At 50.4% G+C, this 23,270-nt stretch carries 17 protein-coding genes and 1 pseudogene; 8 read left to right on the forward strand and 10 right to left on the reverse strand.

All coding sequences use genetic code 11. From position 1 onward, the window contains the following. Positions 1 to 203: 203 nt before the first annotated feature. Positions 204 to 1,085 carry a 4-hydroxybenzoate solanesyltransferase gene (locus AACT35_RS06240; RefSeq protein ID WP_012307014.1) on the reverse strand — a complete coding sequence of 294 codons (882 nt, stop codon included), beginning with the start codon at positions 1,083 to 1,085 and terminating at the stop codon, positions 204 to 206. Between the two features lie 92 nt (positions 1,086 to 1,177). Here AACT35_RS06240 and AACT35_RS06245 point away from each other — a divergent pair, with 92 nt between their 5' ends. From AACT35_RS06245 to AACT35_RS06260, 4 genes are all read left to right on the forward strand, one after another. Further along, the gene (locus tag AACT35_RS06245; protein ID WP_099239236.1) at positions 1,178 to 2,818 is read left to right on the forward strand and encodes a Ppx/GppA phosphatase family protein; all 1,641 of its coding nucleotides are present in this window, start codon (positions 1,178 to 1,180) and stop codon (positions 2,816 to 2,818) included. A gap of 165 nt (positions 2,819 to 2,983) precedes the next feature. After that, positions 2,984 to 4,093, forward strand: a complete 1,110-nt coding sequence (gene thrC / locus AACT35_RS06250; protein WP_045442698.1) for a threonine synthase — start codon at positions 2,984 to 2,986, stop codon at positions 4,091 to 4,093. An 87-nt stretch (positions 4,094 to 4,180) separates the two neighbouring features. Next, on the forward strand, positions 4,181 to 4,660 hold the full coding sequence (locus AACT35_RS06255) for a Mov34/MPN/PAD-1 family protein (protein WP_099239238.1): 480 nt from the start codon (positions 4,181 to 4,183) through the stop codon (positions 4,658 to 4,660). Between the two features lie 26 nt (positions 4,661 to 4,686). Continuing rightward, positions 4,687 to 5,244, forward strand: a complete 558-nt coding sequence (locus tag AACT35_RS06260) for a CAP domain-containing protein (RefSeq protein WP_099239240.1) — start codon at positions 4,687 to 4,689, stop codon at positions 5,242 to 5,244. 18 nt (positions 5,245 to 5,262) lie between these two features. Here the strand turns inward: AACT35_RS06260 and nblS are convergent, their stop codons facing one another. Both nblS and purD read right to left on the reverse strand, forming a co-directional pair. After that, complete coding sequence (gene nblS / locus AACT35_RS06265) at positions 5,263 to 7,281, reverse strand: two-component system sensor histidine kinase NblS (RefSeq protein WP_099239242.1); 2,019 nt, start codon at positions 7,279 to 7,281, stop codon at positions 5,263 to 5,265. Between the two features lie 70 nt (positions 7,282 to 7,351). Beyond that, positions 7,352 to 8,617, reverse strand: a complete 1,266-nt coding sequence (gene purD, locus AACT35_RS06270; RefSeq protein ID WP_099239244.1) for a phosphoribosylamine--glycine ligase — start codon at positions 8,615 to 8,617, stop codon at positions 7,352 to 7,354. A gap of 140 nt (positions 8,618 to 8,757) precedes the next feature. Between purD and AACT35_RS06275 the strand changes: the two genes are divergently transcribed. Beyond that, positions 8,758 to 9,720, forward strand: coding sequence for a UPF0104 family protein (locus AACT35_RS06275; protein WP_099239262.1), 963 nt, complete (start codon positions 8,758 to 8,760; stop codon positions 9,718 to 9,720). Here AACT35_RS06275 and AACT35_RS06280 read toward each other — a convergent pair. The 4 genes from AACT35_RS06280 to AACT35_RS06295 form a co-directional block, all read right to left on the reverse strand. Then, positions 9,707 to 12,355 (reverse strand): DNA polymerase III subunit alpha, encoded by a 2,649-nt coding sequence (locus tag AACT35_RS06280; RefSeq protein ID WP_099239246.1) that lies wholly within the window; start codon positions 12,353 to 12,355, stop codon positions 9,707 to 9,709. The two genes, AACT35_RS06275 and AACT35_RS06280, sit on opposite strands and share 14 nt — an antisense overlap. 53 nt (positions 12,356 to 12,408) lie before the next feature. After that, the gene (locus tag AACT35_RS06285; protein WP_371410752.1) at positions 12,409 to 13,578 is read right to left on the reverse strand and encodes a PQQ-dependent sugar dehydrogenase; all 1,170 of its coding nucleotides are present in this window, start codon (positions 13,576 to 13,578) and stop codon (positions 12,409 to 12,411) included. Positions 13,579 to 13,704: 126 nt separating this feature from the next. Further along, positions 13,705 to 14,334, reverse strand: coding sequence for a flavin prenyltransferase UbiX (locus AACT35_RS06290; RefSeq protein ID WP_099239250.1), 630 nt, complete (start codon positions 14,332 to 14,334; stop codon positions 13,705 to 13,707). 34 nt (positions 14,335 to 14,368) lie between these two features. After that, entirely contained in the window at positions 14,369 to 15,109 is a 741-nt protein-coding gene (locus tag AACT35_RS06295) for a HEAT repeat domain-containing protein (RefSeq protein ID WP_099239252.1), read from the reverse strand. A gap of 174 nt (positions 15,110 to 15,283) precedes the next feature. Between AACT35_RS06295 and AACT35_RS06300 the strand changes: the two genes are divergently transcribed. Then, positions 15,284 to 15,520, forward strand: a complete 237-nt coding sequence (locus AACT35_RS06300) for a NifU family protein (RefSeq protein WP_012307027.1) — start codon at positions 15,284 to 15,286, stop codon at positions 15,518 to 15,520. A gap of 86 nt (positions 15,521 to 15,606) precedes the next feature. Here AACT35_RS06300 and ppc read toward each other — a convergent pair whose 3' ends face one another. Further along, a complete protein-coding gene (gene ppc, locus AACT35_RS06305; protein WP_099239254.1) occupies positions 15,607 to 18,594 on the reverse strand; it encodes a phosphoenolpyruvate carboxylase in 2,988 nt (995 codons plus the stop codon). Between the two features lie 146 nt (positions 18,595 to 18,740). Then, positions 18,741 to 18,929, reverse strand: a complete 189-nt coding sequence (locus AACT35_RS06310; RefSeq protein WP_254048008.1) for a hypothetical protein — start codon at positions 18,927 to 18,929, stop codon at positions 18,741 to 18,743. Between the two features lie 130 nt (positions 18,930 to 19,059). Between AACT35_RS06310 and AACT35_RS06315 the strand changes: the two genes are divergently transcribed. Beyond that, on the forward strand, positions 19,060 to 21,831 hold the full coding sequence (locus AACT35_RS06315) for a hypothetical protein (RefSeq protein WP_099239258.1): 2,772 nt from the start codon (positions 19,060 to 19,062) through the stop codon (positions 21,829 to 21,831). Between the two features lie 16 nt (positions 21,832 to 21,847). Here the strand turns inward: AACT35_RS06315 and cofG are convergent, their stop codons facing one another. Then, complete coding sequence (gene cofG, locus AACT35_RS06320; RefSeq protein WP_099239260.1) at positions 21,848 to 22,864, reverse strand: 7,8-didemethyl-8-hydroxy-5-deazariboflavin synthase subunit CofG; 1,017 nt, start codon at positions 22,862 to 22,864, stop codon at positions 21,848 to 21,850. A gap of 113 nt (positions 22,865 to 22,977) precedes the next feature. Between cofG and AACT35_RS06325 the strand changes: the two are divergent. Next, positions 22,978 to 23,270: pseudogene (locus tag AACT35_RS06325) on the forward strand (photosystem II q(b) protein); the annotation flags it as partial.

Here is a 23,270-nt window from a genome sequence, read left to right on the forward strand (position 1 = left end):
TACCTGTGGGGTAGCCTACCGGGAAAATAGCTCAATGCCAAGCTTCTCTCTTTTATGAAAAACTGAATATCTTATTCTTCAACTTTATATTCTAATCAAAGCTCCCAATCTTCAGGTTGAGGGCTTTATTTGTCGCGTAGAACTAGAGTGAAGCTGTCATGGTGGAAAGACAGCTTGTGATATTTTCTGAGTAACTGCGAGGTCTAAAAAATAAAGCTACTAATCATTCCACTGAGGAGAATAAAGCCAATCGTAACGTTCTCTTCGAAGAGTCGATTGTAGGCTTTGCGGGGAAGATTGGGTTTCCGAATTTTTAAGTATTGTTTAAACCAAAGACCGACAGCGATCGCCCAGGCGATACCGTAAATCAAAAGATTAATATTCAATGTTTTGCCTAGAATAGCAAGACAAGTCGCTGTTAAGACAAAGAAAATACCGACGGCTTCGGGGGCAAATTTACCAAAAAAAATAGCGCTAGAATTAATGCCAATTTTCAAATCATCATCCCGGTCGGAGAGAGCGTAGATGGTGTCAAAACCTAAAGTCCAGAAAACTGTTGCACCCCATAACAGCCAGGTTGCAGCAGTTAAATTTTGGGTCACAGCACTCCAACTAATGAGAACGGCAAAGCCCCAGGCGATCGCCAAAACAAGTTGAGGTACTGGAAAGAAACGTTTTGCCAGAGGGTAAGCAATAATCACGGGCACTGCGGCGACGCATAGCCAAAAACTAAGGGGATTTGTCCAGGGATTAAAATAAAAAGCTAATCCGGCGGCACACAAAAAGAAGGCGATCGCCGTAATAATTCCTACTTTGACCGTGAGAGCTTTAGAAGCGAGGGGACGAACTTTTGTTCGCTCCACTTGGGGATCAATATCCCGGTCCCATAAATCATTCACAACGCAGCCCGCAGCACTGGTGGTAATTGCTCCAAGGATAATCACTAAGACCAGTTTCCAGTCGGGTTTGGCCTCAGCCGCTAAGAAGACGGCCCATAGGGCAGGAATGATTAGAATTAAGCGACCTGCCGGCTTATCCCAGCGTAATAAATAGATAATTTTTTTCCAGGTAGGCTCAGAAACCATAGATGTTCAACGAAGAGATGTCATAAAAAATCAGTAAATCGGAGGTAATCCTTAATAATAGAGAAGTCAGCAAAGATGACAGACATAAATCTATGGCTACTTCCGTCTATCAGCTTAAAACGAATTCCACTCAATTTGCGAATGTCACCCAAGGGGAGGACTGTACCCTAGCAGCGATTGATATCGGCACCAACTCAATTCATATGGTGATCGTCAAAATTCAACCCAGCCTGCCCGCATTTACAATTGTGGCCCGGGAAAAAGATACGGTGCGCCTTGGTCATCGCGATCGCCTCACAGGAAACCTGACGGAAGCCGCCATGGATCGTTCTTTAAATGCCCTCCGTCGTTGTCAGGATCTAGCGACGAGTTTTCAGGTGGATTCTTTAGTAGCAGTGGCAACCAGTGCCGTGCGAGAAGCCCCCAACGGTCGAGAATTTTTACAACGGATTGAAGCAGAATTAGGCTTAGAAGTTGATCTAATCTCCGGCCAAGAAGAAGCGCGCCGTATCTACCTCGGCGTTTTATCGGCGGTCGATTTTAACCAACAACCCCATGTCTTAATTGATATTGGGGGCGGTTCGACAGAAATTAGCCTGGTGGAAAGCCATGAAGCACGCTTTCTCAGCAGCACAAAGGTGGGAGCGGTGCGGTTAACCCAAGATTTTGTGAATACTGATCCGATTAGTAACCGAGAATTTGCGGCCCTACAAGCTTATATTCGGGGGATGTTAGAGCGTCCCATTGAAGAACTACAAGAGCATCTTTTCCCGGAAGAACAGGTACAAATGATTGGCACCTCTGGCACCATTGAAACCTTGGCAGCAATGCACGCGATGGCTGATTTGGGGAGCGTGCCGAGTCCTCTCCACGGCTACACGTTCTCGCGTCAAGACTTGGGCAAATTGATCCAACAGATGCGGGAGCTTAATTGTCGGGAGCGCTCAAATTTACCAGGGATGTCCGATAAGCGCGCAGAAATTATCCTGGCAGGGGCAATCATCCTCCAAGAAGCGATGGATTTGTTGCAGCTGAAGAAAATCACCCTCTGTGAACGGGCGTTGCGGGAAGGGGTGATCGTCGACTGGATGCTTTCCCATGGTTTGATTGAAAGTCGTCTGCAATACCAAAGTTCGATTCGGGAACGGAGTGTGATGGCGATCGCCAAAAAATATCGCGTTGATTTGGTCGCCAGTAAACGCACTGCCGTATTTTCCCTGAGTCTCTTTGATCAGCTCCAGGGGGGGCTGCACCAATGGGACACCGAAGCGAGGGAAATGCTCTGGGCGGCGGCGATTCTCCATAACTGTGGCCTTTACATTAGCCATGCGGCCCACCATAAACATTCCTACTATCTGATTCGTAATGCAGAGCTCCTCGGTTTCAATGAGACCCAATTAGAAATCGTCGCGAACCTCGCCCGCTACCACCGCAAAAGCAAGCCGAAGAAAAAACACGAAAATTATCAAAATCTCATCCACAAAGAACACCGACAGATGGTGAGTGAGCTGAGTGCGATCATGCGGCTCGCAGTAGCCCTTGACCGACGCCAGGTGGGGGCGATCGCCGAAATTCAGTGTGATTTTGATGCGAAACAACGCCTACTCACCCTCAAGCTGACCCCAACCCATAGGGATGATGCCTGCGAACTAGAGCTCTGGAGTTTAAACTATAACAAGGAGATCTTTGAAGAAGAATTTGCAGTGACCGTGGCCGCCCATCTATGCCCCTAAACTCTTAGAATAGTTAATCCACGTTAATCTTTTCTTAAAATCCCTGTACCAATGGGGCGGCGATCGCCCCTGTGACTAGCCCAGATAGCCCCTTACTGCTACCCTTTAGAGAAGATTTCGTTTGTTTGACTACACTTTCTAAACTTTAAGAGAACAATTGTGGTTCTGAGTACTCCTAAAGCCGATCCGACCTCTGCTCCCTTTCCGACCCACCATGCTGCTAAGTGGCCGGGTCTGATTAACGCGTATCGCCAATATCTCCCCGTAACCGACAGCACCCCCGTGGTGACCCTCTACGAAGGCAATACTCCCCTGATTCCCATTCCCAGTATTGCCGCAGAAATCGGTCGTGGGGTGCAAGTCTATGCTAAATATGACGGCCTAAATCCCACGGGGAGCTTTAAAGACCGGGGCATGACCATGGCAATTACCAAAGCCAAGGAAGCAGGGGCCGAAGCCGTAATTTGTGCGAGTACTGGTAACACATCTGCCGCTGCTGCTGCCTATGCTAGACGGGCAGGTCTACGGGCATTTGTCCTAATTCCTGATGGTTATGTGGCCCTAGGAAAATTAGCCCAGGCTTTGTTATACGGGGCTGAAGTGATCGCCATTGAAGGCAACTTTGATAACGCCCTCAGCATCGTGCGACAAATGTCGGAAAATTACCCTGTAACACTGGTCAATTCTGTGAATCCCTATCGGCTCCAGGGTCAAAAAACCGCAGCATTTGAAGTGGTTGATGCCCTCGGTGAAGCGCCGGATTGGCTTTGTATCCCCGTAGGCAATGCAGGGAATATCACGGCCTATTGGATGGGATTTTGTGAATACCATGAACTAAATAAAGCGACGAAGCTCCCCCGGATGATGGGCTTCCAAGCGTCTGGTGCGGCACCGTTTATCCAGGGAGGGCCTGTCCATAACCCGGAAACCCTGGCAACGGCAATTCGCATTGGTAACCCGGTAAACTGGGACAAAGCCCATGGGGTGCAAGCGGCTAGCCAAGGGGCTTTTAATGCGGTGACCGACGAAGAAATTATCGAAGCTTATCGCAAGCTTGGGGCTAACGAAGGCATTTTTTGTGAACCTGCCAGTGCCGCCTCGGTGGCCGGACTTTTGAAAGTCAAAGATCAAGTGCCAACGGGAGCAACGGTAGTTTGTGTTCTGACAGGTAATGGTTTGAAGGATCCCGATGCGGCGATCGCCCACAGTTTATCAAAAGGGCAAACCGGAATTCCTGCAAATATGGCAGCGGTGGCTAAGGCAATGGGATTCTAGGCTGTAATTCAATCACTTCAACAAAACTGCGCCTGAATCTGCTGAGGATTTGGGCGTTTTTTTCGGCAACGAAGCAACAAGGCCATTATGTTAAGCTTGACTCCTTCTCAAATCGAACAACTCATCACCCACGCCCAGACCTGCTATCCGGAAGAGTGTTGTGGTCTGTTACTGGGGCAAAATAAAACAGTCCGGGAAATCTGGCCGACAGAAAATACTTGGACGCTGGCGTTTAGCCAAGCAATGCCGGAATTGCTCCCCCAAAATCCCCAGTCCCAGTCGCGCCATGACCGCTTTGCGATCGCCCCTGCCGCAATTCTCAAAGCCCAGAAATACGCCCGCGCCCAAGACCTAGCGATCATCGGCATCTACCATTCGCACCCTGACCATGCCGCAATTCCCTCTGAATATGACCGGGCGATCGCCTGGGACATTTATTCCTATTTAATTCTCTCTGTCCACCAGCGGCGCGTCGCTGACTATCGCAGTTGGCAACTCGATGGCGATCGCCAATTTCAAGAAGAACCGATCCAGATTCAGCATTTAGATTCTGAATTCTTACAATAGAGCTAACTTTCCCCAGAGGCTTTCCCATGAGACACCAGCGTTGGTCACGTTTTGTGGTTCCCATCTTGTTTTACTTCGGTGCCCGTTTCGTCTTTCAGCAGACAGAACGACCAACCATTTCCTCCACAGCGAATCAGCCGGTCGCCCAACAGGAACAACCCCTCACCCCCCAACCCGTCAAAAATCCCAATACCGAAACCATCGAACAGCAGATTCATACCCAAATCAACGCCTATCGAGTCAGTCTGGGCCTAGAACCTTTAACGTTGGACTACCGGATTACGAATGAGTCCCGCAAATACAGTGCCAAAATGGCCTCCGGCGAAGCTAGCTTTTCCCATGATGGTTTTGACGAACGGGCCGCTAGCCTTGAAAAACAAGCTTTAAAATATGCCACCGTTGCCGAAAATCTCGCGCTTCTCCAAGGCTATGATGACCTTGCCACCGTTGCCGTAGAAGGTTGGATTGACAGCCCTGGCCACCACAAAAATATTATTGGCGACTTCGATCTCACAGGCATTGGTGTCGTTAAAAATGAAGAAGGTGTCTACTACTTCACGCAGCTGTTCCTCAAGCGCCGCTGAACAATCCCGTTGGAGTGGCTAATTACTGCTGACTTCTATCGATTGATCCTGGACATGGTGCGGGTTGTCGAGCAACTGTAATTCCGGCGTCCCTTGGGCAACGTTCAGCTCAAACCAAAACGTGGTACCAATGCCCACTTCACTGATGAGGTGAATCCGACTATTGTGTTTATCAATAATATTTTTCACAATTGATAACCCAAGCCCCGTGCCTTCGAGGGTATGCACACGATTTTCCACCCGAAAGAAACGGTCAAAAATTGCCTCTTGATCCTCTGGATCAATCCCAATCCCTGTATCTGAAATTTCAATGCGCACCCGCTCTGGATCGTGGGGAACAGGATAGGCTCTCACGCTGACACAGCCCCCTGCTTGGGTGAATTTGAGTGCATTCCCCACGAGATTTGTTAGTACCTGTAACAACAAATCATAATGACCCAAAATCATCGGTAGATCAGTTGCCAATTCATGGGTCAGGGTGATTTCTTTATCCCGGGCGTTAAGTTGGTGGGTTCTCAGGGTTTGCTCAATGGGTTGGGAAATATCCACTTCATCAAGGCGATAAACACGGGAAGATTCAAGGCGCGATAAATCTAAAACATCATTCACCAGACGAGTGAGGCGATCGGTCTCATTATTGGCGGTTTCAAGGAAATCTTGCCGCTGCTGTTCTGTCAAATCATCCCCATATTCATGGAGGGTCTCAATAAAAGACTTGATGTTAAAGAGTGGGGTGCGCAATTCATGGGAAACGTTACTGATAAATTGGCTTTTGGCCTTATTGAGCTCCGCTTCTTTGGTGATGTCTTGGACGGTAATCGCAATGCCCCGCACATTGATTTTGCTCTTATCCAACACTTCAGTCAGCAAAATCCGAATTGTCGTAGCTTCTGCCACGTTGTCCACCATATCTTCGAGGGTGATTTTAAATTCATTTCCCCGAATAATTTCTTCGGCATTGCCTTGGACAGCATGGTGCTCAATCAGGAAGTCTGAATCTAGGTTTTCGCCAGCGGCAATCTGATGGAGCGGCCGGGTAATTTGGGTGGTGACAGAGGTGGGTAAGTGGTGCAGGACAGTGGTGCCAATGATTGATTTTTCGTCCCAGTGAAAAATCTTGCGGGCCGTTGGGTTGGCCAAAATAATTTTTAAGTCTGTGTCGAGGAGAATTGCTCCGTCGGCAATGGTGGTGACGAGGGTTTCGAGCTTGGCTTTTTCGGAGGTGAGTTCTTCGATATTTTGCTCTTCGTAGCTAGCAAGCCGTTCGGCCATTTCGTTGAAGTTTACGATCAGTTCACCGAGTTCCCCACCAAAGGGAAGATCGATCCGTTGCTCGAAATTTCCGGCGGCAATATTTTTCACGCCATCGAGGAGTTCTTTAATGGGGCGCGTAATGGTCAAGGCGTTAAAGACACCACCAAGGATGACCATGACCCAAATAAAGACAAACACGGCGAGGGTAACATCCCGCGTCAGATTAGAAGAAGCAACAACGGTGGCATTGGGATTGATCCCAACCACAAGAATGCCTAGGTATTCGTCATTTTGGTGGAGGGGTACAAAGACATCTGTAATTTCGCCGTTGGGGGTTAAATGTTGCTTGGCAACGGGGAAAAATCCGGCGGGATTGTAATCGTCTGGTGGGGTAATGCGCCGTTCGATGGTGAGGCTGTTTTGGACTTCGGCTTCGGAGTAGGGAATACCGTAGACAATTTTGCCGTTGGGATCGGCATAGATGAGGTAGCGGACGTTTTCGGTGCTGTTGTAAAAGCGATTGGTGAAGAGGGCGAGGTCAGAAAGATTGTGGTCGGCGACAAGGGGCGCGACGTTTGCTGCCAGTAAAAGGCCCAGATCGCTGCCGAAACGGGTGTCATTCAGGCGGGCATCTTGCTGGATTGAGTTCACCGCCCAAAAGGTAAAACCACTCATCAGCAGGGACACGGCGAGGGTGGCTGCAGCCATCAGTTTGGTCTGCAATGTGAATTCTGACCACCAGCGGGAAAGGATATTGCGGAGTTTGGTGATGAGGGTTAGCAAGGTGTTTTCGGGGGTGAACTTACCAGATCAAGTTTGCTTTATTAAATACAATGTAACGTTTTGTTGCAAGTTACGCTTTTTTGAGGCGGTGTCCAATGTCGCGACGGTAGTACATTCCTGGGAACTGAACTTTGGGAACGGCCTGGTAGACATTGGCGATCGCCTGCTCAAAACTGTGACCACGGCAGACAATGCCAAGGACACGACCCCCATTGGTGACGAGGGTATCTCCTTCTAATTTAGTCCCTGCATGGAAAACTGTCGCACCTAGAGCTTCAGCTGCTTGGATACCTATGATAATCTTGCCCTTTTCATAGGCACCGGGATAGCCCGCCGCCGCCGCCACGACGCAAACTGCACTACCGTCATACCACTGCAAAGGAGGCAGTTCAGCAAGGGTTTGATTAATGCAGGCGAGCATAATCTCATCAAGGGGTGTTTCGAGGAGGGGTAAAACCGCCTGGGTTTCTGGATCGCCAAAGCGACAGTTAAATTCCAGCACCTTAACCTCGCCATCTGGTGCAACCATGAGACCTGCGTAGAGAATCCCCCGGTAATCAATGCCGCGATTTTGTAAAGTTTTGAGAGTGGCCTCCAGAACATCGGTTTGGACTTGGGCCATGATCTCGGTGGTGGCGATGGGCGTTGGGGCGTAAACCCCCATGCCCCCGGTATTTTCCCCGGTATCTCCTTCGCCAATTTGTTTGTGGTCTTGGGAGGGCAGCAAGGGGCGGATCGTCTTCCCATCGGTGAGGGCGAGGACAGAGACTTCCTGACCCACGAGAAATTCTTCGACGACCAAGGTTTTGTACCCTTCGGCCCAGAGGCGATCAACGGCGTTTAAGGCTTCTTCTAAGGTTTCCGCGACGATCACCCCCTTTCCGGCAGCGAGACTATCGGCTTTGACAACGATGGGCGCGCCTTGGGTTTGGATGTAGTCCTTTGCGGCTTGGGGATTGTTAAAAGTGCCAGCGGCGGCGGTGGGAACCCCTGCTTCGTTCATTAGGTCTTTGGCCCAAGCTTTACTGGCTTCGATGATTGCGCCATCTTTTTTCGGGCCGAATACGGGAATCTTGCGTTCTGAGAGAAAGTCAGCGAGGCCGAGGGAAAGGGGGACTTCTGGGCCGACGGCAACAAAGGCAATGTCGTGGTCGGTACAGGCTTGGGCAATTCCCGCAAAGTCATCCACGGCAATAGGTAGATTTTGGCAATTTTTTAACAGAGCGGTGCCGCCATTACCGGGAGTACAAACGACTTTCTGGACGTTGGGAGATTGGAGCAGTTTCCAGGCGATCGCATGCTCTCTGCCGCCGTTACCCACCACGAGTACATTCATTGTTACTAATTCAACCTTTGTTAATTGATCAATCTTTTATTTTATCGGAAGAGATTCCCCCATTGGAGGCTATGGTAAAGTTCTGGCAATGGTGAGGGCAAACAAAATGAACTTTGGCAAAATATTTTTGGGTTAGCCCAGTGATAGATCGTAAAAGTGACCGTCAAAGATTTTTTAAAAAGCATTTTCTATCGGGCATAAGTCTCGTCATTTGTGCGGTGGCAGTGGGGGTGATTTGGCAGGAATTTCGACGTATTGATTGGCCCCTTGTCTGGGAAAATTTGAATCACCTTTCTGGAGCTCAGTTAGGACTAGCAAGCTTTTTTGTGGTGTGTAGTTACGGGGCGATCGCCAATTATGATCTTTTGGCATTTCGATATCTCCAAAGAACTTTAGACACCTATAAAATCACCTTTACAGGGTTGATCACCTATGCCATTAGTCCAAACGTGGGTTTTGCGTTTCTGTCGGGGAGTATGTTGCGCTATCGCCTCTATCGTCAGTGGCAAGTGTCCCATTTAGAAATTGCTCAGGTTATTGCCTTTACCAATTTAAGTTTGTGGGTCGGGTTATTGCCCATTAGTGGCATTATTTTTACGATTTTTAAGTTTCCCCTACCAACGGGCATTCAATTGCCTTTTTTTGCAAAATCATTACAGGGATTTGGCATTCTTTGTTTAGGGATTAGTGTTTTATATGTGCTGGGTTCTTGTGTGTTTAAAAAGCCATTGCAGTGGCGTAATTATCAGTTTGAATTTCCTTCATTAAAACTTTCTCTTCAGCAGGTTCTTGTATTTAGTTTGGATTGGGGATTTGCCACTCTAGCACTGCATTCTCTGTTGGCGCCCCCCCTCAATTATCCTGTTTTTTTCGGAGTTTATGTACTAGCGATGGTTGCCGGCTTAGTGAGTACAATTCCCGGTGGTTTGGGGATTTTCGAGACGGTGATTCTCTTTTTCTTGCAAGACACCCAGCCAGAGGAGGTCATTTTAGCCACCTTAATTGTTTTTCGGGGTCTGTACTATTTATTGCCCTTTGCGATCGCCGTTGCCGCTTTACTGTTGTTTGAATATCGCCAAACCCGTAAACCTAAGCAATTCTAGGCAGGGAATCTGGTACTGTCCAGGCGGCTAGGTCTAAATTTTGGGTGAAAATCTCGTCAATGGGTAGCAGTTCTCCCGTGGTGGTGAGGAATTTATGGTCTGGGGTCGCCCGAATCATTTGGCCATTTTCCAGTTCATATTCATACAAAAGGCGATCGCCTCTGTTGTGCCACTGTTCAATGGGTTGCGTGTAAATTAATCCTTGAGCGTCCACACTATAAACCTGGCAGAGCAATTCCTGTTCCACAATGGTCTGGATCGGCAGCACCCCATATTCCACCGTAACAACAGGTGTGTCCCCGGCGAGGCAATATTCCGCAAATTTCACCATCTGGTCGAACAAATCCCTGGCGATCACCTCCGAAACCCCATTGGTCGCCGCCCCCTCCACGAACTTAGCTTCATGTTTTTTCATTTCGTCAATTTTCTTTTTCCCCATCGCCCGCCGCAGCAGGTCCGCTTCCCCGAGGGAATAGCCCGCCAAATCCTGGGCCATTTTCATAATTTGTTCCTGGTAAACCAAGACCCCATAGGTTTCATTCAAAATCGACTGCAAAAGCTCGTGTTGATATTCGATCTTTTCGACGCCGTGTTTGCGGTTAATAAAAATCGGAATTAGACCCGCATCCAAGGGGCCAGGTCGATAAAGGGCAAGAACAGAGGAAATATCCTCAATGCCAGAAGGGCGCAGATCCTGCACAATTTTTTTCATGCCGTCGGATTCCAGTTGGAAGATCCCCTCTAGATCCCCCCGACCAAACAGATCATGGGTTTTATCAATATCACCCGGTAACTTTTTCGCATGGCCTTTACTGAGAATGTCCAGGGCTTTGCGCTCGTCTAGGGGCAACTGATCGAGATCCAGTTCTACGTGGCGATATTCTTTGATCAAATCCGCTGCTTTTTTGATGGTAGTGAGATTTTTTAGGCCGAGAAAATCCATTTTCAGCAGCCCCATCGCCTCCACATCTTCCATGTAATATTGGGTGATCACCGCCCCTTCATTGTTACGCTGGAGTGGTACCGCTTCATCTAGGGGCGTTGAAGAAATCACTACCCCGGCGGCATGGACGCCAAAGGTTTTGTTCGTGCCCTCAATGCGGATCGCCATATCGACCCAGCGGCGCACCTGGGGATCGGTTTCGTAGCGACGCTTGAATTCTGGTTCTGGCGTATCGTCGGAGATCATCACCTTCAGCTTGGCGGGTTTACCCCGGGCCACAGGGATCATTTTTGCCATCATGTCCGCTTCTCCGTAGGGAATATCCAGCACCCGCGCCACATCTTTGAGCACGGCCTTGGAGGTCATGCGGTTAAAAGTAATAATTTGTGCGACCCGGTCTTCACCATATTTTTCGGTGACATATTTGATCATTTCGTCCCGCCGCTCGATACAAAAATCCGTATCAACGTCCGGCATGGATTTTCGTTCGGGGTTGAGGAACCGCTCAAACAGCAGACTGTGGTGAATGGGGTCAATATTCGTAATGCCAAGGGAGTAGGCCACGAGGGAACCAGCCGCAGAACCCCGCCCTGGCCCGACGGGAATATCATTGTCCCTGGCATATTTCACGTAATCCCATACCACGAGAAAGTACGTGGAAAATCCCATCTGCTGCATCATTTGCAGTTCGTATTCGAGGCGTTCTTTGTAGGTGGGATCGACTTCGGCCTGGGTTTTGCATTTGAGGCGTTTGAGGAGTCCGTCCCAGGTGACTGCTTCGAGGTAACTGTCAGCGGTGTGGCCCTCGGGGACGGGGTAATCGGGAATGCGGGGTTCCCCCAGGATTTTGTAAGGTTCGACCTTGGCGGCAACTTCGAGGGTATTGGCGATCGCCTGGTCAATAATCCCTGGGTCGAGGTGATCCCGAAAGAGTTTACGCATTTCATCGGCGGATTTGAGATATTCGGTGCCGCTGTAGCGGAGGCGCTTATCTTCGGTGATTAATTTTGCGGTTTGAATACACAGGAGGGCATCGTGGGCCTCCACGTCGTAGCAGGAAATGAAGTGAGAATCGTTGGTGGCGATGATTTTAATGTCGAGTTCCTGGGCAATTTTGGCGATCTCCACATTGACGATGCGGTCTTCCTGGGAGCCATGGTCTTGGATTTCGAGGTAATAGTCATCGCCAAAAATATTTTTGTACCACTTCGCCACTTCCCGCGCCCGCTGATATTCGCCCTTGAGGATACATTGGGGCACTTCGCCACCGAGACAGGCACTGGTCATAATCAGCCCTTCGTGGTGTTGCTCAATGAGTTCTTTGTTAATACAGGGGCGGGCGAAAATCCCTTTGCCTTGAAAGCCCTTGAGGTGCGAAATGGTGGTCAGTTTCACCAGATTTTTGTAGCCCTGGGTATTTTTCGCCAGAACGACCTGATGGTATTTTTTAAAGCGTTGGGTTTTGTCTTCGATGTCGCCGTTGATCACGTACATTTCGTTGCCAATGATCGGCTTGATCCGTTTATTGCGACAGGTTTTTAGCAGTTCGATCACCCCGTACATCACCCCATGATCCGTTAAGGCGATCGCCGGCATTTTCAGTTCTTCGGCCCGTTTAATGAGGGGTTTAATCTGGGACGCGCCATCGAGCAAACTGTAATCACTGTGGATGTGGAGACCGACAAAAGACATGGGAGGAGGCGACTCAAAATGAATAATGCACCTCCTATCTTACGGGAGTTTTTCTATGAATCTTCACCTTGCGGGGCTAGACGCAATAGTTGTCCCGAATTTGCATCCGTCAAAACATAGAGGTAACCGTCGGGGCCTTGGCGCACATCCCGCACCCGTTGGCCAATGGGAATCCGCGACTCGGCGATCACATTTCCCCGTTCATCAATTTCTAAGCGGCGAATATCCCGGGAAACCAGCCCCCCTGCAAATAAATTCCCTTGCCAATCTAAAAGGCGATCGCCTGTATAAATCGCTAACCCAGAGGGGGCGATCGAAGGTGTCCAAACCCGCTGGGGATCCGTAATTCCTGGGGCCGTTGTTGCGGGGGCCACGGGTCGTCCCGTCGTATATTCCGCACTAAAAGAAACCTTGGGCCAACCGTAATTGGCTTCTGCCTGGATCAGATTCACTTCATCACCGCCCCTAGAGCCATGTTCCGTCGCCCAAACCCGTTGAGTCATTGGGTCAAAGGCCAGTCCCTGAATATTGCGGTGGCCGTAGCTCCAAATTTCCGGTAAAGCGCCCGGCTCATCTACAAAGGGATTGTCATCAGGAATTGAGCCATCATCGTTAATGCGAACCACCTTCCCCAGATGGCTATAGAGGTTTTGGGCCTGGTTGCGGATAAACTCGCCATCCTGCTCCAGAGGCGGATTTCCACCATCACCGATAGAAATCAGTAATGTTTGATCCGGGAGCCAAGTTAGTCGAGAACCGAAATGCTGTCCCCCTTGTTTGGTACGCGCCACCTGAAAAATCACTTCCCAATCCGTCAATTTTTCCCCGTCAAATTTAGCCCGGGCGATCCTTGTGCGGTTTGCATCCTGGGTGCCAAAGGCATAGGTAAAGTAAACCCAATTGTTTTGTTCAAAGTCTGGATGAAGGGCAATATCTAACAATCCCCCCTGCCTCGAAGCAAACAGTTGTTGGGCTTCAGCGGCGGAGACTTCCGCAACCCCGGCGATCGCCTCTGGTTCTAACACCCCATCCCGCACCAGGCGCAACCGTCCCGGCCGCTCTGTGATCAACATATCCCCATTGGGTAACCACGCAACCCCCCAGGGACGTTCCAAACCTTCAACAATTGGCGTCACTGTCACGGCATCCACCGCTAAATCCTCCGCCTGGGGACTCATGAGCATCGGCGTTGCTTCGGCTAGAGGTGAAGTTTCATCGGGCATCGACACGGATTGGGACGAACAACCCACCAGAGGCAAGGCACTCCACCATAGGGCCGTCACAACCAGCTTAAGTCGAGTGTTCATGGGTAATAGATACTCCGCGAGAAATACCCCTAGGGTAGATCATCACTCTGATTTTTGGCTGGCGGCCTCTTCCTTCCAACGCTTGAGGGGAACACAGTCAATTTCAAACTGATCCAAGGCCCTAGCAACAACAAAATCCACCAGATCATGAATTGTTTGCGGTTGGTGATACCAAGCCGGGATTGCTGGGACAATTTTTACGCCCACCTCAGCCAGTTGGGTCAAATTCCGCAAGTGAATCAAACTAAAAGGTGTTTCCCTGGGGACAACCACCACTTTACGACCTTCTTTAATAGAGACATCTGCCGCCCGTTCAAGGAGATCAGAACTGAGGCCATTGGCAATTTTTGCAACTGTGCTCATACTGCAGGGAATCACTAGCATTCCTTTGGTGCGGTAGGAACCACTGGCAATGCCTGCTCCTACATCACCCCAGCGGTGACAGCGCAAAATGCCTTTTTTGGGAACCCCTGCCTGGTCACGCCAAAACTTAGCTTGGTAATCGGGATCAGCGGGCATAGTAATGCCATTTTCAGCTTGCCACACCATAAAGGATGCTTTTGAAGCGACGACATCCACCGTCAAGTTGGCTTCAAGCAAATATTTGAGCGTCCGCACCGCATAGATAAGCCCCGATGCACCACTGATACCTACCGTGAGGGGTCGATCCATAGAAAATTTTGACTGTAAGGTTTGTAAAGTTTTTTTAAATCAAACCTTCAAATTCTAACGCTTCGATCATTTGCAGGCCATTGGGATCGCCAATGCGTAGCAGGGCGGCCCGGGCATCTTCTTTCACGCCGACATCTTCATCTTCGACAAGGGCTTCAATGAGGGCATCAACGGCGGTGGCATAGATCACATTGGAGGGCATTTCGCGACAAAGTTGCCCTAATGACCAAGCGCAGTTACTGCGGACGGCGGCCATTTTATCGCGGCGCAACCCCCGGATCAGGGGCGGAATCGCCCGGGAAATGTCTTCGTACTGGAGTTTAGCCACCTGGGCGAGGCTGCTGGCGGCCCATAAACGGACAGCCGAAATATCATTTTGGAGGGCATGGACTAATGGATCAACGGAGCGGCGATCGCCACAATTCCCCAAGGCCCAAACAACCCCTTTGCGCACATAGCCATTCCAGTCTTGTGCAAGCACATCGATGAGAGCCGGTACCGCTGTTTCTGAGGCGTTACGACCAAGGGCATAGGCAGCACTGACACGGGTGAGGGGACAAACATCTCCCTGGAGCAGTTCAATGAGGGGATTTACCGCGCGCGCATCCCGGTGATCACAAAAATAGCGGGCAGCGATCATGCGTTGGTTTTTATCGGCAGCAGTAAGCATCTGGAGCATCGATTCTGCCGCCATTGCTCCGTCTGGGGTGCCTTCCTGAAGCGGCTGTTCACCCAAGGTTTCGTCAATTAGGTTAAGGTCGTTTGGACTTGGCATAATTAATTACCCTACTACCGTTGTTGTTCTAGGGGCAACTGTTGGGTGGGTAGCGGATCTCTCCGAGATCGCCAACATTATCGCCTCAAAGTCTACTGGAGAGCATTTTCTTTGCAAAGGAATAAAACGGAAACTTTATAATAGAAGGCGATCCCTTCGTTCACCAAAAAAATTATGGCATTAGCACTCACGACCGAAAACGTCGAAGCAACCCTTGATGAATTGCGTCCTTACCTCAAAGCCGACGGCGGCAACGTTGAGTTGGTAGAAATTGATGGCCCCGTGGTTAAACTGCGTCTCCAGGGCGCTTGTGGGTCTTGCCCCAGTTCAACCATGACCCTACGGATGGGCATCGAACGGCGTTTGCGGGAAAATATTCCGGAAATTGCAGAAGTAGAACAGGTTTTCTAAATCGCTTTTCACTTTCTTTAGGGTTGTAGGGGTTTGCCATGGTGAACCCCTACTTTATGTTTACAGGGCTGTTTGACTGTTTGAGATCAACCCGTATTCCGCATTCCAGCGGCGATGCCATTGATGGTTAAAAGGGCACCCCGCAGGAGTTCTTCTTTGCTATAGCGGAAGTGAACGATACTGGCTTGGGTTTCTCTGGTGTATTGACGTAGCCGTTTGAGGAGCGAGACTTGCAGGAAACCGAGGGGGACAATGGTGCCATTTCTCAATTGGACAGAACGCTGGAGGGGGCGATCGCCATCGAGGAGGGCTTCATTTTCGGTAATTTCGAGGATTAGCCGCTTCGTGAGGTTGTATTCCTGGGAAATCTGCTCTAGAAGCTTTTCAAACCGGGGAATATCTTCTTTTTCTGCCAGTTCGTGGACATAGTGGCTCGCCATTTGTAAGTCCACCTTAGAAAGGGTCATCTCTACCTTTGAGATCACCATCCGGAAAAAGGGCCATTTACTGTAGAAATAGCGCATTAACTTCAGGTTCTCGACAGGGTCCTCTTCAAAAAAGCCCTGGAGCGCGGTACCCACACCATACCAAGCTGGCACGAGGAAACGGCTTTGGGTCCAGCTAAAGACCCAGGGAATCGCCCGGAGACTGCTCAAATCTTTATTGCCCTTTTTGCGACGGGCCGGACGGGAACTGATTTGCAGTTGACTAATTTCCGGAATCGGCGTCACAGACATGAAAAAGTCTAGGAAGTCTGGTTCTTCGTAAATTAACGCCCGGTAAGCCGCCCGCGATCGCTGGGAGAGGTCTTCCATAATCCGGTTCCAGGGCTGAATATCATCAAAGCCACTGGCTAACAAACTCGATTGAATCACCGCCGTAGAGACGCTTTCGAGGTGGTATAGCGCCAAGTCTGGGAGGGAATATTTAGACGCCAGCACTTCCCCCTGTTCGGTGATTTTAATCCGGCCATTAATGGTGTTCGGCGGTTGGGCCAAAATAGCGGCGTAGGCAGGGCCGCCACCCCGACCAACGGAACCACCGCGACCATGGAAAATGCGGAGGTCAATGCCGTAGGGATCGGCCACTTGTTGGAGATTTTTCTGGGCTTTGTGGATTTCCCAATTACTACTCAGGAAGCCGGAATCTTTGTTGCTGTCGGAATAGCCGAGCATAATTTCCTGGAGATTCGGCACCAGGCGATCGCCAAAGGTTTCATCACAGCGGCCATCGGCGGGGGGTTCATAGCCACCAGCTAAACAAGCGCGATAGAGGGGAATTTCAAATAACGCCTGCATAATTTCCGGGGCGTTACGCAGATCATCCACCGTCTCAAAGAGGGGGGCAATGCGGATAGTAGTCATTCCTGTGAGGGGGTCATACAAACCCGCTTCCTGGGCCAAGAGCAGCACCTCTAAGACATCACTGACTTCGTTGGTCATGCTGATGATGTAGGTTTGACAAATGCCGATGCCAAATTCCTGCTGGAGACGGCGCAGCACCTGGAGCGTTTGGATCGTCTCGACGGTTCTTTCCGAAAAGTGCATTTCCTTCGGAATCAAGGGACGGCGGGTTTTAAGTTCCTGCACTAGCCAAGTGGTTTTTTCTCCGTCGCTCAGGTCGTTGTAGGATTTGGGCAATACTCCCAGGTAGTCAACAATTTCGGCGATCGCATCGGAGTGGCGCGTTGATTCTTGGCGAAAATCAAGACGTGTTAAAACAAAGCTAAAAATTTCGACTTGGCAAATGAGTTTATCCAGGGCCGCACAGTTGATTTCTGTCTGCACGAGGCTTTCGCGGATTAGTTTTAGGTCAGCGAGGAACTCCTGGCCACAAATATAAACCTTGTCATCGGCCGCTTCTACTTTATTTTCCCAGGCGGGCATATTCGCTAGACGGCGGTTGCGCTCCAAGGTATTTTCCAAGCGCCGCTTAATGTAGGCCAACTTGAGGCGGTAGGGTTCTTGGCGGTAACGAATGGCCAGGGTTTCGTAGATGTCGGGGAAAATATTTTGATCCTGCTCCAACGAATCCAGCAGATCCGGCAGCACATTACTCCAGTGCAGCGATAAGCTCAACACATCCGAGAGGGATTCCACCGAGGCGATGTAGCGTTCCAGCACCAAACCCCGTTGATAGCAAGCTGTCTTCCACGTAACGTCAGGAGTGACAGAAGGGTTGCCATCGCGATCGCCCCCAACCCAAGAGCCAAAATTACAAAAATTGGTGGTCGGTACTTTGAGTGTTGGGAAAGACGCTTTTAGGGCCTGTTGTAGTCGTACCGATAATTCGGGCAGGGTGTCAAACAGAACTTCCTCAAAATAATGCAACGCATAGTCCACTTCGTCCAACACCTGGGGTTTAAATTGGTGCAGCTCATCGGTGCGCCACCAGAGCCGAATTTCTTCGGTAAGTTGCTGCTGAATATTTTCAATTTCCCAAGAATCGCTTGTCCCCAAGCTTTTCAGCCCTTCCTCGGTTTGATCTAGTTGGCGCAGGATTCCCGCAATCCGCCGCTGTTTATTGCGAATCGTGTGGCGGACAATCTCTGTGGGGTGGGCCGTAAACACCAGCCGAATATCCAACTGATTGAGAAGACGCTGGATCGTCTGGGGCGGCATATTCTGATGCTTGAGGTGGGGAAACAGCCAATCAAAGGTACCGGCTTGGGTGGGGGCAATCTCTGTGTGGACGCTGTTACCGTTGGCTTCGCTGGCATTGGCAGAAGCTAGATTGCGCCGAAATTGTTGTTGTTCGCGCTGTTCGTAATGTTGCTCGACACTATTGATCAGCTGGAAATAGAGGGCAAAGGCCCGTGCTGCCCGGATCGCATCTTCTAGATCTAGGGTTTCGATCAGCTCCGAAATACTACTGGGGGAAAAATTGAGACTTTGGCCATCGGCGGTTCGGGTTGCCCGGAGATGATTGAGCCGTTCGACGAGTTTTTGACCACATTCTTTCTGCAACACCGCCTGCCAAATGTCTTCAACCAGCGTGAGGCGTTGCCGGAGGAGAGATTGGGAAGTGGACAAAAGTTCAGCTTCGGCACTGGGGGGATGCATGACTTGGTTCATGGTACTTAGACGTTTGGGGCTAGGAAAATGGGCTGTCTGCTGTGAAAGAAGATCTTGATGATTGTAAGGGCTAAGGTTCGATTGGGGTAGTGCAGTGGAACACGGAACGAGCGATCGCCTTTGGGGGGTGGCGGTGGCGGTGCAGGCTAATCGGACGTCTCAACATCGGGAAAGGGTAAAGATGGTAGGCGATCGCCCCGGAAAATTTCTTCACTCCAAACCCCTGCCTGCATTAGGGTCTGGGCGAAATCTTCACTCCAACGGTGAGTCAATAAATAGGCTGGGGCTAATAGCCCAACCAGGAGATTAGAGGGCACAGGTAACTGAACTTTCATCGGGCTACAGACACGACAGGGCATCCTTATCCTACTAGTCTATTTATGGGAGAACAATTCTGGGGACTTTCGTTTATCTTAGGGGTGAATTGTCCCCACCCGGCCACCCTAAAAACGCTCCATTGTTACTGTGACAACTGCAACCTCCACGGATCTTCACTTTCATTTAGCGCCCTGGCTCCAGGATGCCATTCGTCTGGCGGTGCCCCTGGGAGGGTATCTGCGGTTGCGGGTGCGACTGCGGGGGAATACGCTCCACATCCTCTGTGAAACCAGTTGTCCCACGGAAAAAGAAGAGATTACCCAAGCCATTTTACGGAGAATGCGCCGTCAACCGCCCCCTGTGCAACTCCTAGCGCCGACCCCTGGAATCGCCATTCACCGTCTCATTGTCTATGGTCGCCTCCGCCAAGAGAAAAAAAGCCTCTGGTTAAGCCTAATTCCCCTGGGTCAGTCGTCCCCATCGTCGAACCCGGAGACGTTCCAGCTCAATCGAAAAAATCAGGCCCGCCTCGGTTATCCCCAGGCGATCGCCCAATATTTAAGTCAAAATCTCAGTCAGTTGGGCATTAGTATTCGGGTTGAAACCCAGACCCTAGCGAATACAGCCCCCCACCAAGGGCAACAGCGTCTCTGGATTACCTGTGAATGTGACTACAGCCCGGACTATGGCTTGCTGACAGAATCTCTGGTGCAGCGACTCCGGGAACTGGAAATCAAAGGTTTTCGCGATGGGGCAATCCGCTGTCAAATTCGTGGGGAAGAAAAGCCCGAATGGTTGCTATGGGTTGATCTGACGCCCCCCGATGTCATGTTGCGGCAGTGGGGCCAATGGGGAGATCCTGAGGCGATCGCCCAGATTTTGACCCAGGCATTCCAAGCCCACCCCCTCACCATTCGGGCGGCTGTAACCGATGCCGTGTTGTCCCTGGAGTGCATCCTGGCCCCCAATATTTCCCTAGCCCAGGCCCACATTCTCAAGACCATCCAAGACATTCTCGACGTCCTTGCGCCCCAGGGGTTACAGCGCGCGCTAATCCGGGCGAAATCAGCTCCCCACAATGAAGAACTCTGGCGCAGTGAATGGCGGTTGCCGGGGGATAAGCCAGGGGTACACCATGATTCTCCCGGACAGTTGGCCCAACAGGGGGATTTGGAGGCGTGGCGGTTTTTGCTCCAACGCTGCCTGAATCCTGATCTGACGAGACGTTTGGCCACTGGCGGCATCCACATCACCCTCCGCCAAAAGGATGACACCCTCTACATCATGACGGAGGCGATCGCCTGTCCACCCCAAATGGCAACGCTCAAGGCGATCGCCACTCTTTTTCGGCATTTAGAACCCCATCCCTTTAGTCGTCTAAAGGTCTATGGCCGCCGTTCGGGCCAAAGTAAAGCCCTCTGGCAACAATCATTAAAATTCAACACCATTACCCCAGCCAGTACATCACCACAGACGCCAACGGAAACCGCCCTTCCCCCCGTCGAAACTGACCCCAGTCTTTCTCCCCTAGAACGCTTCAACCAAGGTGCCCGTAATCTCCTCCAGCGTAGTCGCCTCTGGCAGCCAATACCGGATAATTGTGGTCTGGTTTTACACCAGGGTGAATCCGAGCGAAACATCTTTTCCCCGCAGCGACGGTGGCGAGTGGCTTGCCTGTGGTTGCTGGGCGGCATTTTAGTCACGGCCCAAACCGATTGGTTGGCTGGTCAATGGCTCCGGCGGGATCTGGTTCAACCTCAATCTGTGTCCCTGTCCCAAACCGATCCGGCAACCCGCTCAGAAGTCTTAGATGCCCAGCTTCCAGTCACCAATTGGCAAACCACGGCCCCAAAGGCGATCGCCCCTCCCCTAACTAGCCCCTATCCTTCCTTTGATAATCCGCTCCTAGACGAAAAACTCGCCCTCTACCAAAAGCGCATCGCCAAAAATGGTGTACCTGACGTTCTCATTATTGGTAGTTCCCGTGCCCTGCGTGGTCTTGATCCTTTGGCCTTGCAGACGGCCCTCACCGAGAAAGGCTATCCGCCCCTTGATATTTTTAATTTTGGTATTAATGGTGCCACTGTCCAGATCTTTGATCTACTGCTGCGGCAAATTCTCCCTCCGGAGCAACTGCCCCAGTTAATTATCCTTGCTGACGGAGCCCGTGCTTTTAATAGCGGTCGGCAGGATTTGACCTACGAACTGATGACCCGTTCCCCAGGTTTCCAAGCCCTTGAAGCAGGTACATTTTCTCAACTGTTGTCTCAAGATATCCCCAAACATCAGGCAATAACTTCTATTGTTCCTGATCTAGAACAAATCATCACCCAATGGTTGGGAACAATCTCCCAGGTCTATGACCAGCGACAACTTTTCAAAGAACGCTTTTTTGACGAAACCCTAGCGCCATTCCACACTTGGGTGTCTACAGCAGAGGCAGCATCCCCAATGACTTCTACTGAGTCAGGGCAGCAGTTTAATTTAGATGGTTTTTTGCCCCTCGACCGTCGCTTCATTCCAGAAACTTACTACCAAAATCACACCCAAGTAACGGGAAGTTATGACGGGGATTATGCGGCGTTTAATCTCCGGGGAATGCAACATGAAACTTTCCTGGCGCTTTTAGATCATTTCGAGTCTCACCAAATTCACTTGGTCTTCTTGAATCAGCCCCTGACGGATTACTACCTCGATCCGGTACGTCTGGATTATGAACGGCAGTTTCGTCAGTATTTTCGTCAATTGGCTAATCGAGACAAGCTTGATTTCGTTGATTTTGTCCACCAACAAGCCTGGCAAGGCCGTTATGAATGGTTTTCGGATCCGAGCCATCTCAATCAGTTTGGTGCGGCGCAAGTGGCCCAAGAACTAGCTAAAGTTTCGACGATTCCCTGGCCACAACGTACTTCAGACTAATTTTCTTCTGATTTTTTCAGGACAAGGCTTCGGTCTCTGTTAATGCTCGACGATGACGCTCAACGACCTGTTTCACCTGGGGAGCTAGCCATCCATCATAGGCCGGATAAACGGCGAGCCGGGGTTGTAATTGCCAGCCTTGATCGGCGAGCAGGAGTTGCAATTGATCGAGGTGGAGATGGGAATAGTCGGGGTTGACTTCATCCTTGGGGACAATACCGCCGAGATCCCTCGCCCCAGCCTGGAGACAACCTAAAAGCCATTGGGGATCGGCCACAAGATTAGGGGGAATTTGAATCGTGATCTCCGGTGGCAAAATGTCACGGGCCAATTGAATGACTGCTGGGAGTTGCTCAGGCAAAAAGGCTTCACCTAAATAGTCCTGGGTTTGCCCAGGACGGTGGGGCTGCAAAATCACCTCTTGAATGTGACCATACTGATGCTGAATTTTGGCGATCGCCTCTAATGTATCCCGCCAATCCTGGGGCGTTTCACCGATGCCCAACAGCAGCCCTGTTGTAAATGGGATTCTTAATTCTCCGGCTAGAACCAATTGTTGTAGGCGCACCTGGGGATCTTTGCTGGGGGCGTGACGATGGACGGGGAGATCCGGACGCATTTGTTCTAACATCAGCCCCATAGAACCATTTACATCCCTTAACAATTCCATTTCAGTACGACTCAGGGGGCCAGCATTGGTGTGGGGAATAAAACCATAATCTAAGGCCAACTGACACAGATCATAGATGAGCTGGATCAAAGGCGATCGCCGCCCTGAAGCCGGATGCACCTCTCCACTCAAAATCAAAATTTCTCGGACGCCTTGCCCCCGGAGATTTTCTAGACGAGCTTGGGCCGCCACTAGGGTCAACCAACGATCCTGACCTGGATCAACGCGAAAATTGCAATATGAACAGCGATTGAAACATTCGTAAGTTGGTACCAAGGTGAAAGCTGGACTGTAGGTAACAACAGCGTTTGCCTGGTTACTGCCGCCGCCTACCGGGCGATCAACCCTTGACAGATCCAGCATGGCCCCTCCGCAAATCAAAACATTTCCTTAAAACACTTTACAAAAAGCAATAGTTTCATTAATATAGCTACTAAGGTTAAGCACCTTGATAATTTCATAGCAATCATAACGATATGACTACTACACTACAACAGCGCGGAAGCGCTTCCTTGTGGGAGAAGTTCTGTCAGTGGATCACCAGCACCGAGAACCGCATCTATGTCGGTTGGTTCGGCGTCCTGATGATTCCTACCCTTCTCACTGCTACTACCTGCTTCATCATTGCGTTCATCGCAGCTCCTCCCGTTGACATCGACGGTATCCGTGAGCCCGTCGCAGGTTCTCTTCTCTACGGTAACAACATCGTCTCTGGCGCAGTTGTACCTTCTTCTAACGCAATTGGTCTCCACTTCTACCCCATCTGGGA

This window comes from Synechococcus sp. BDU 130192, from assembly GCF_963876085.1.
Lineage (GTDB): Bacteria > Cyanobacteriota > Cyanobacteriia > Cyanobacteriales > MRBY01 > MRBY01.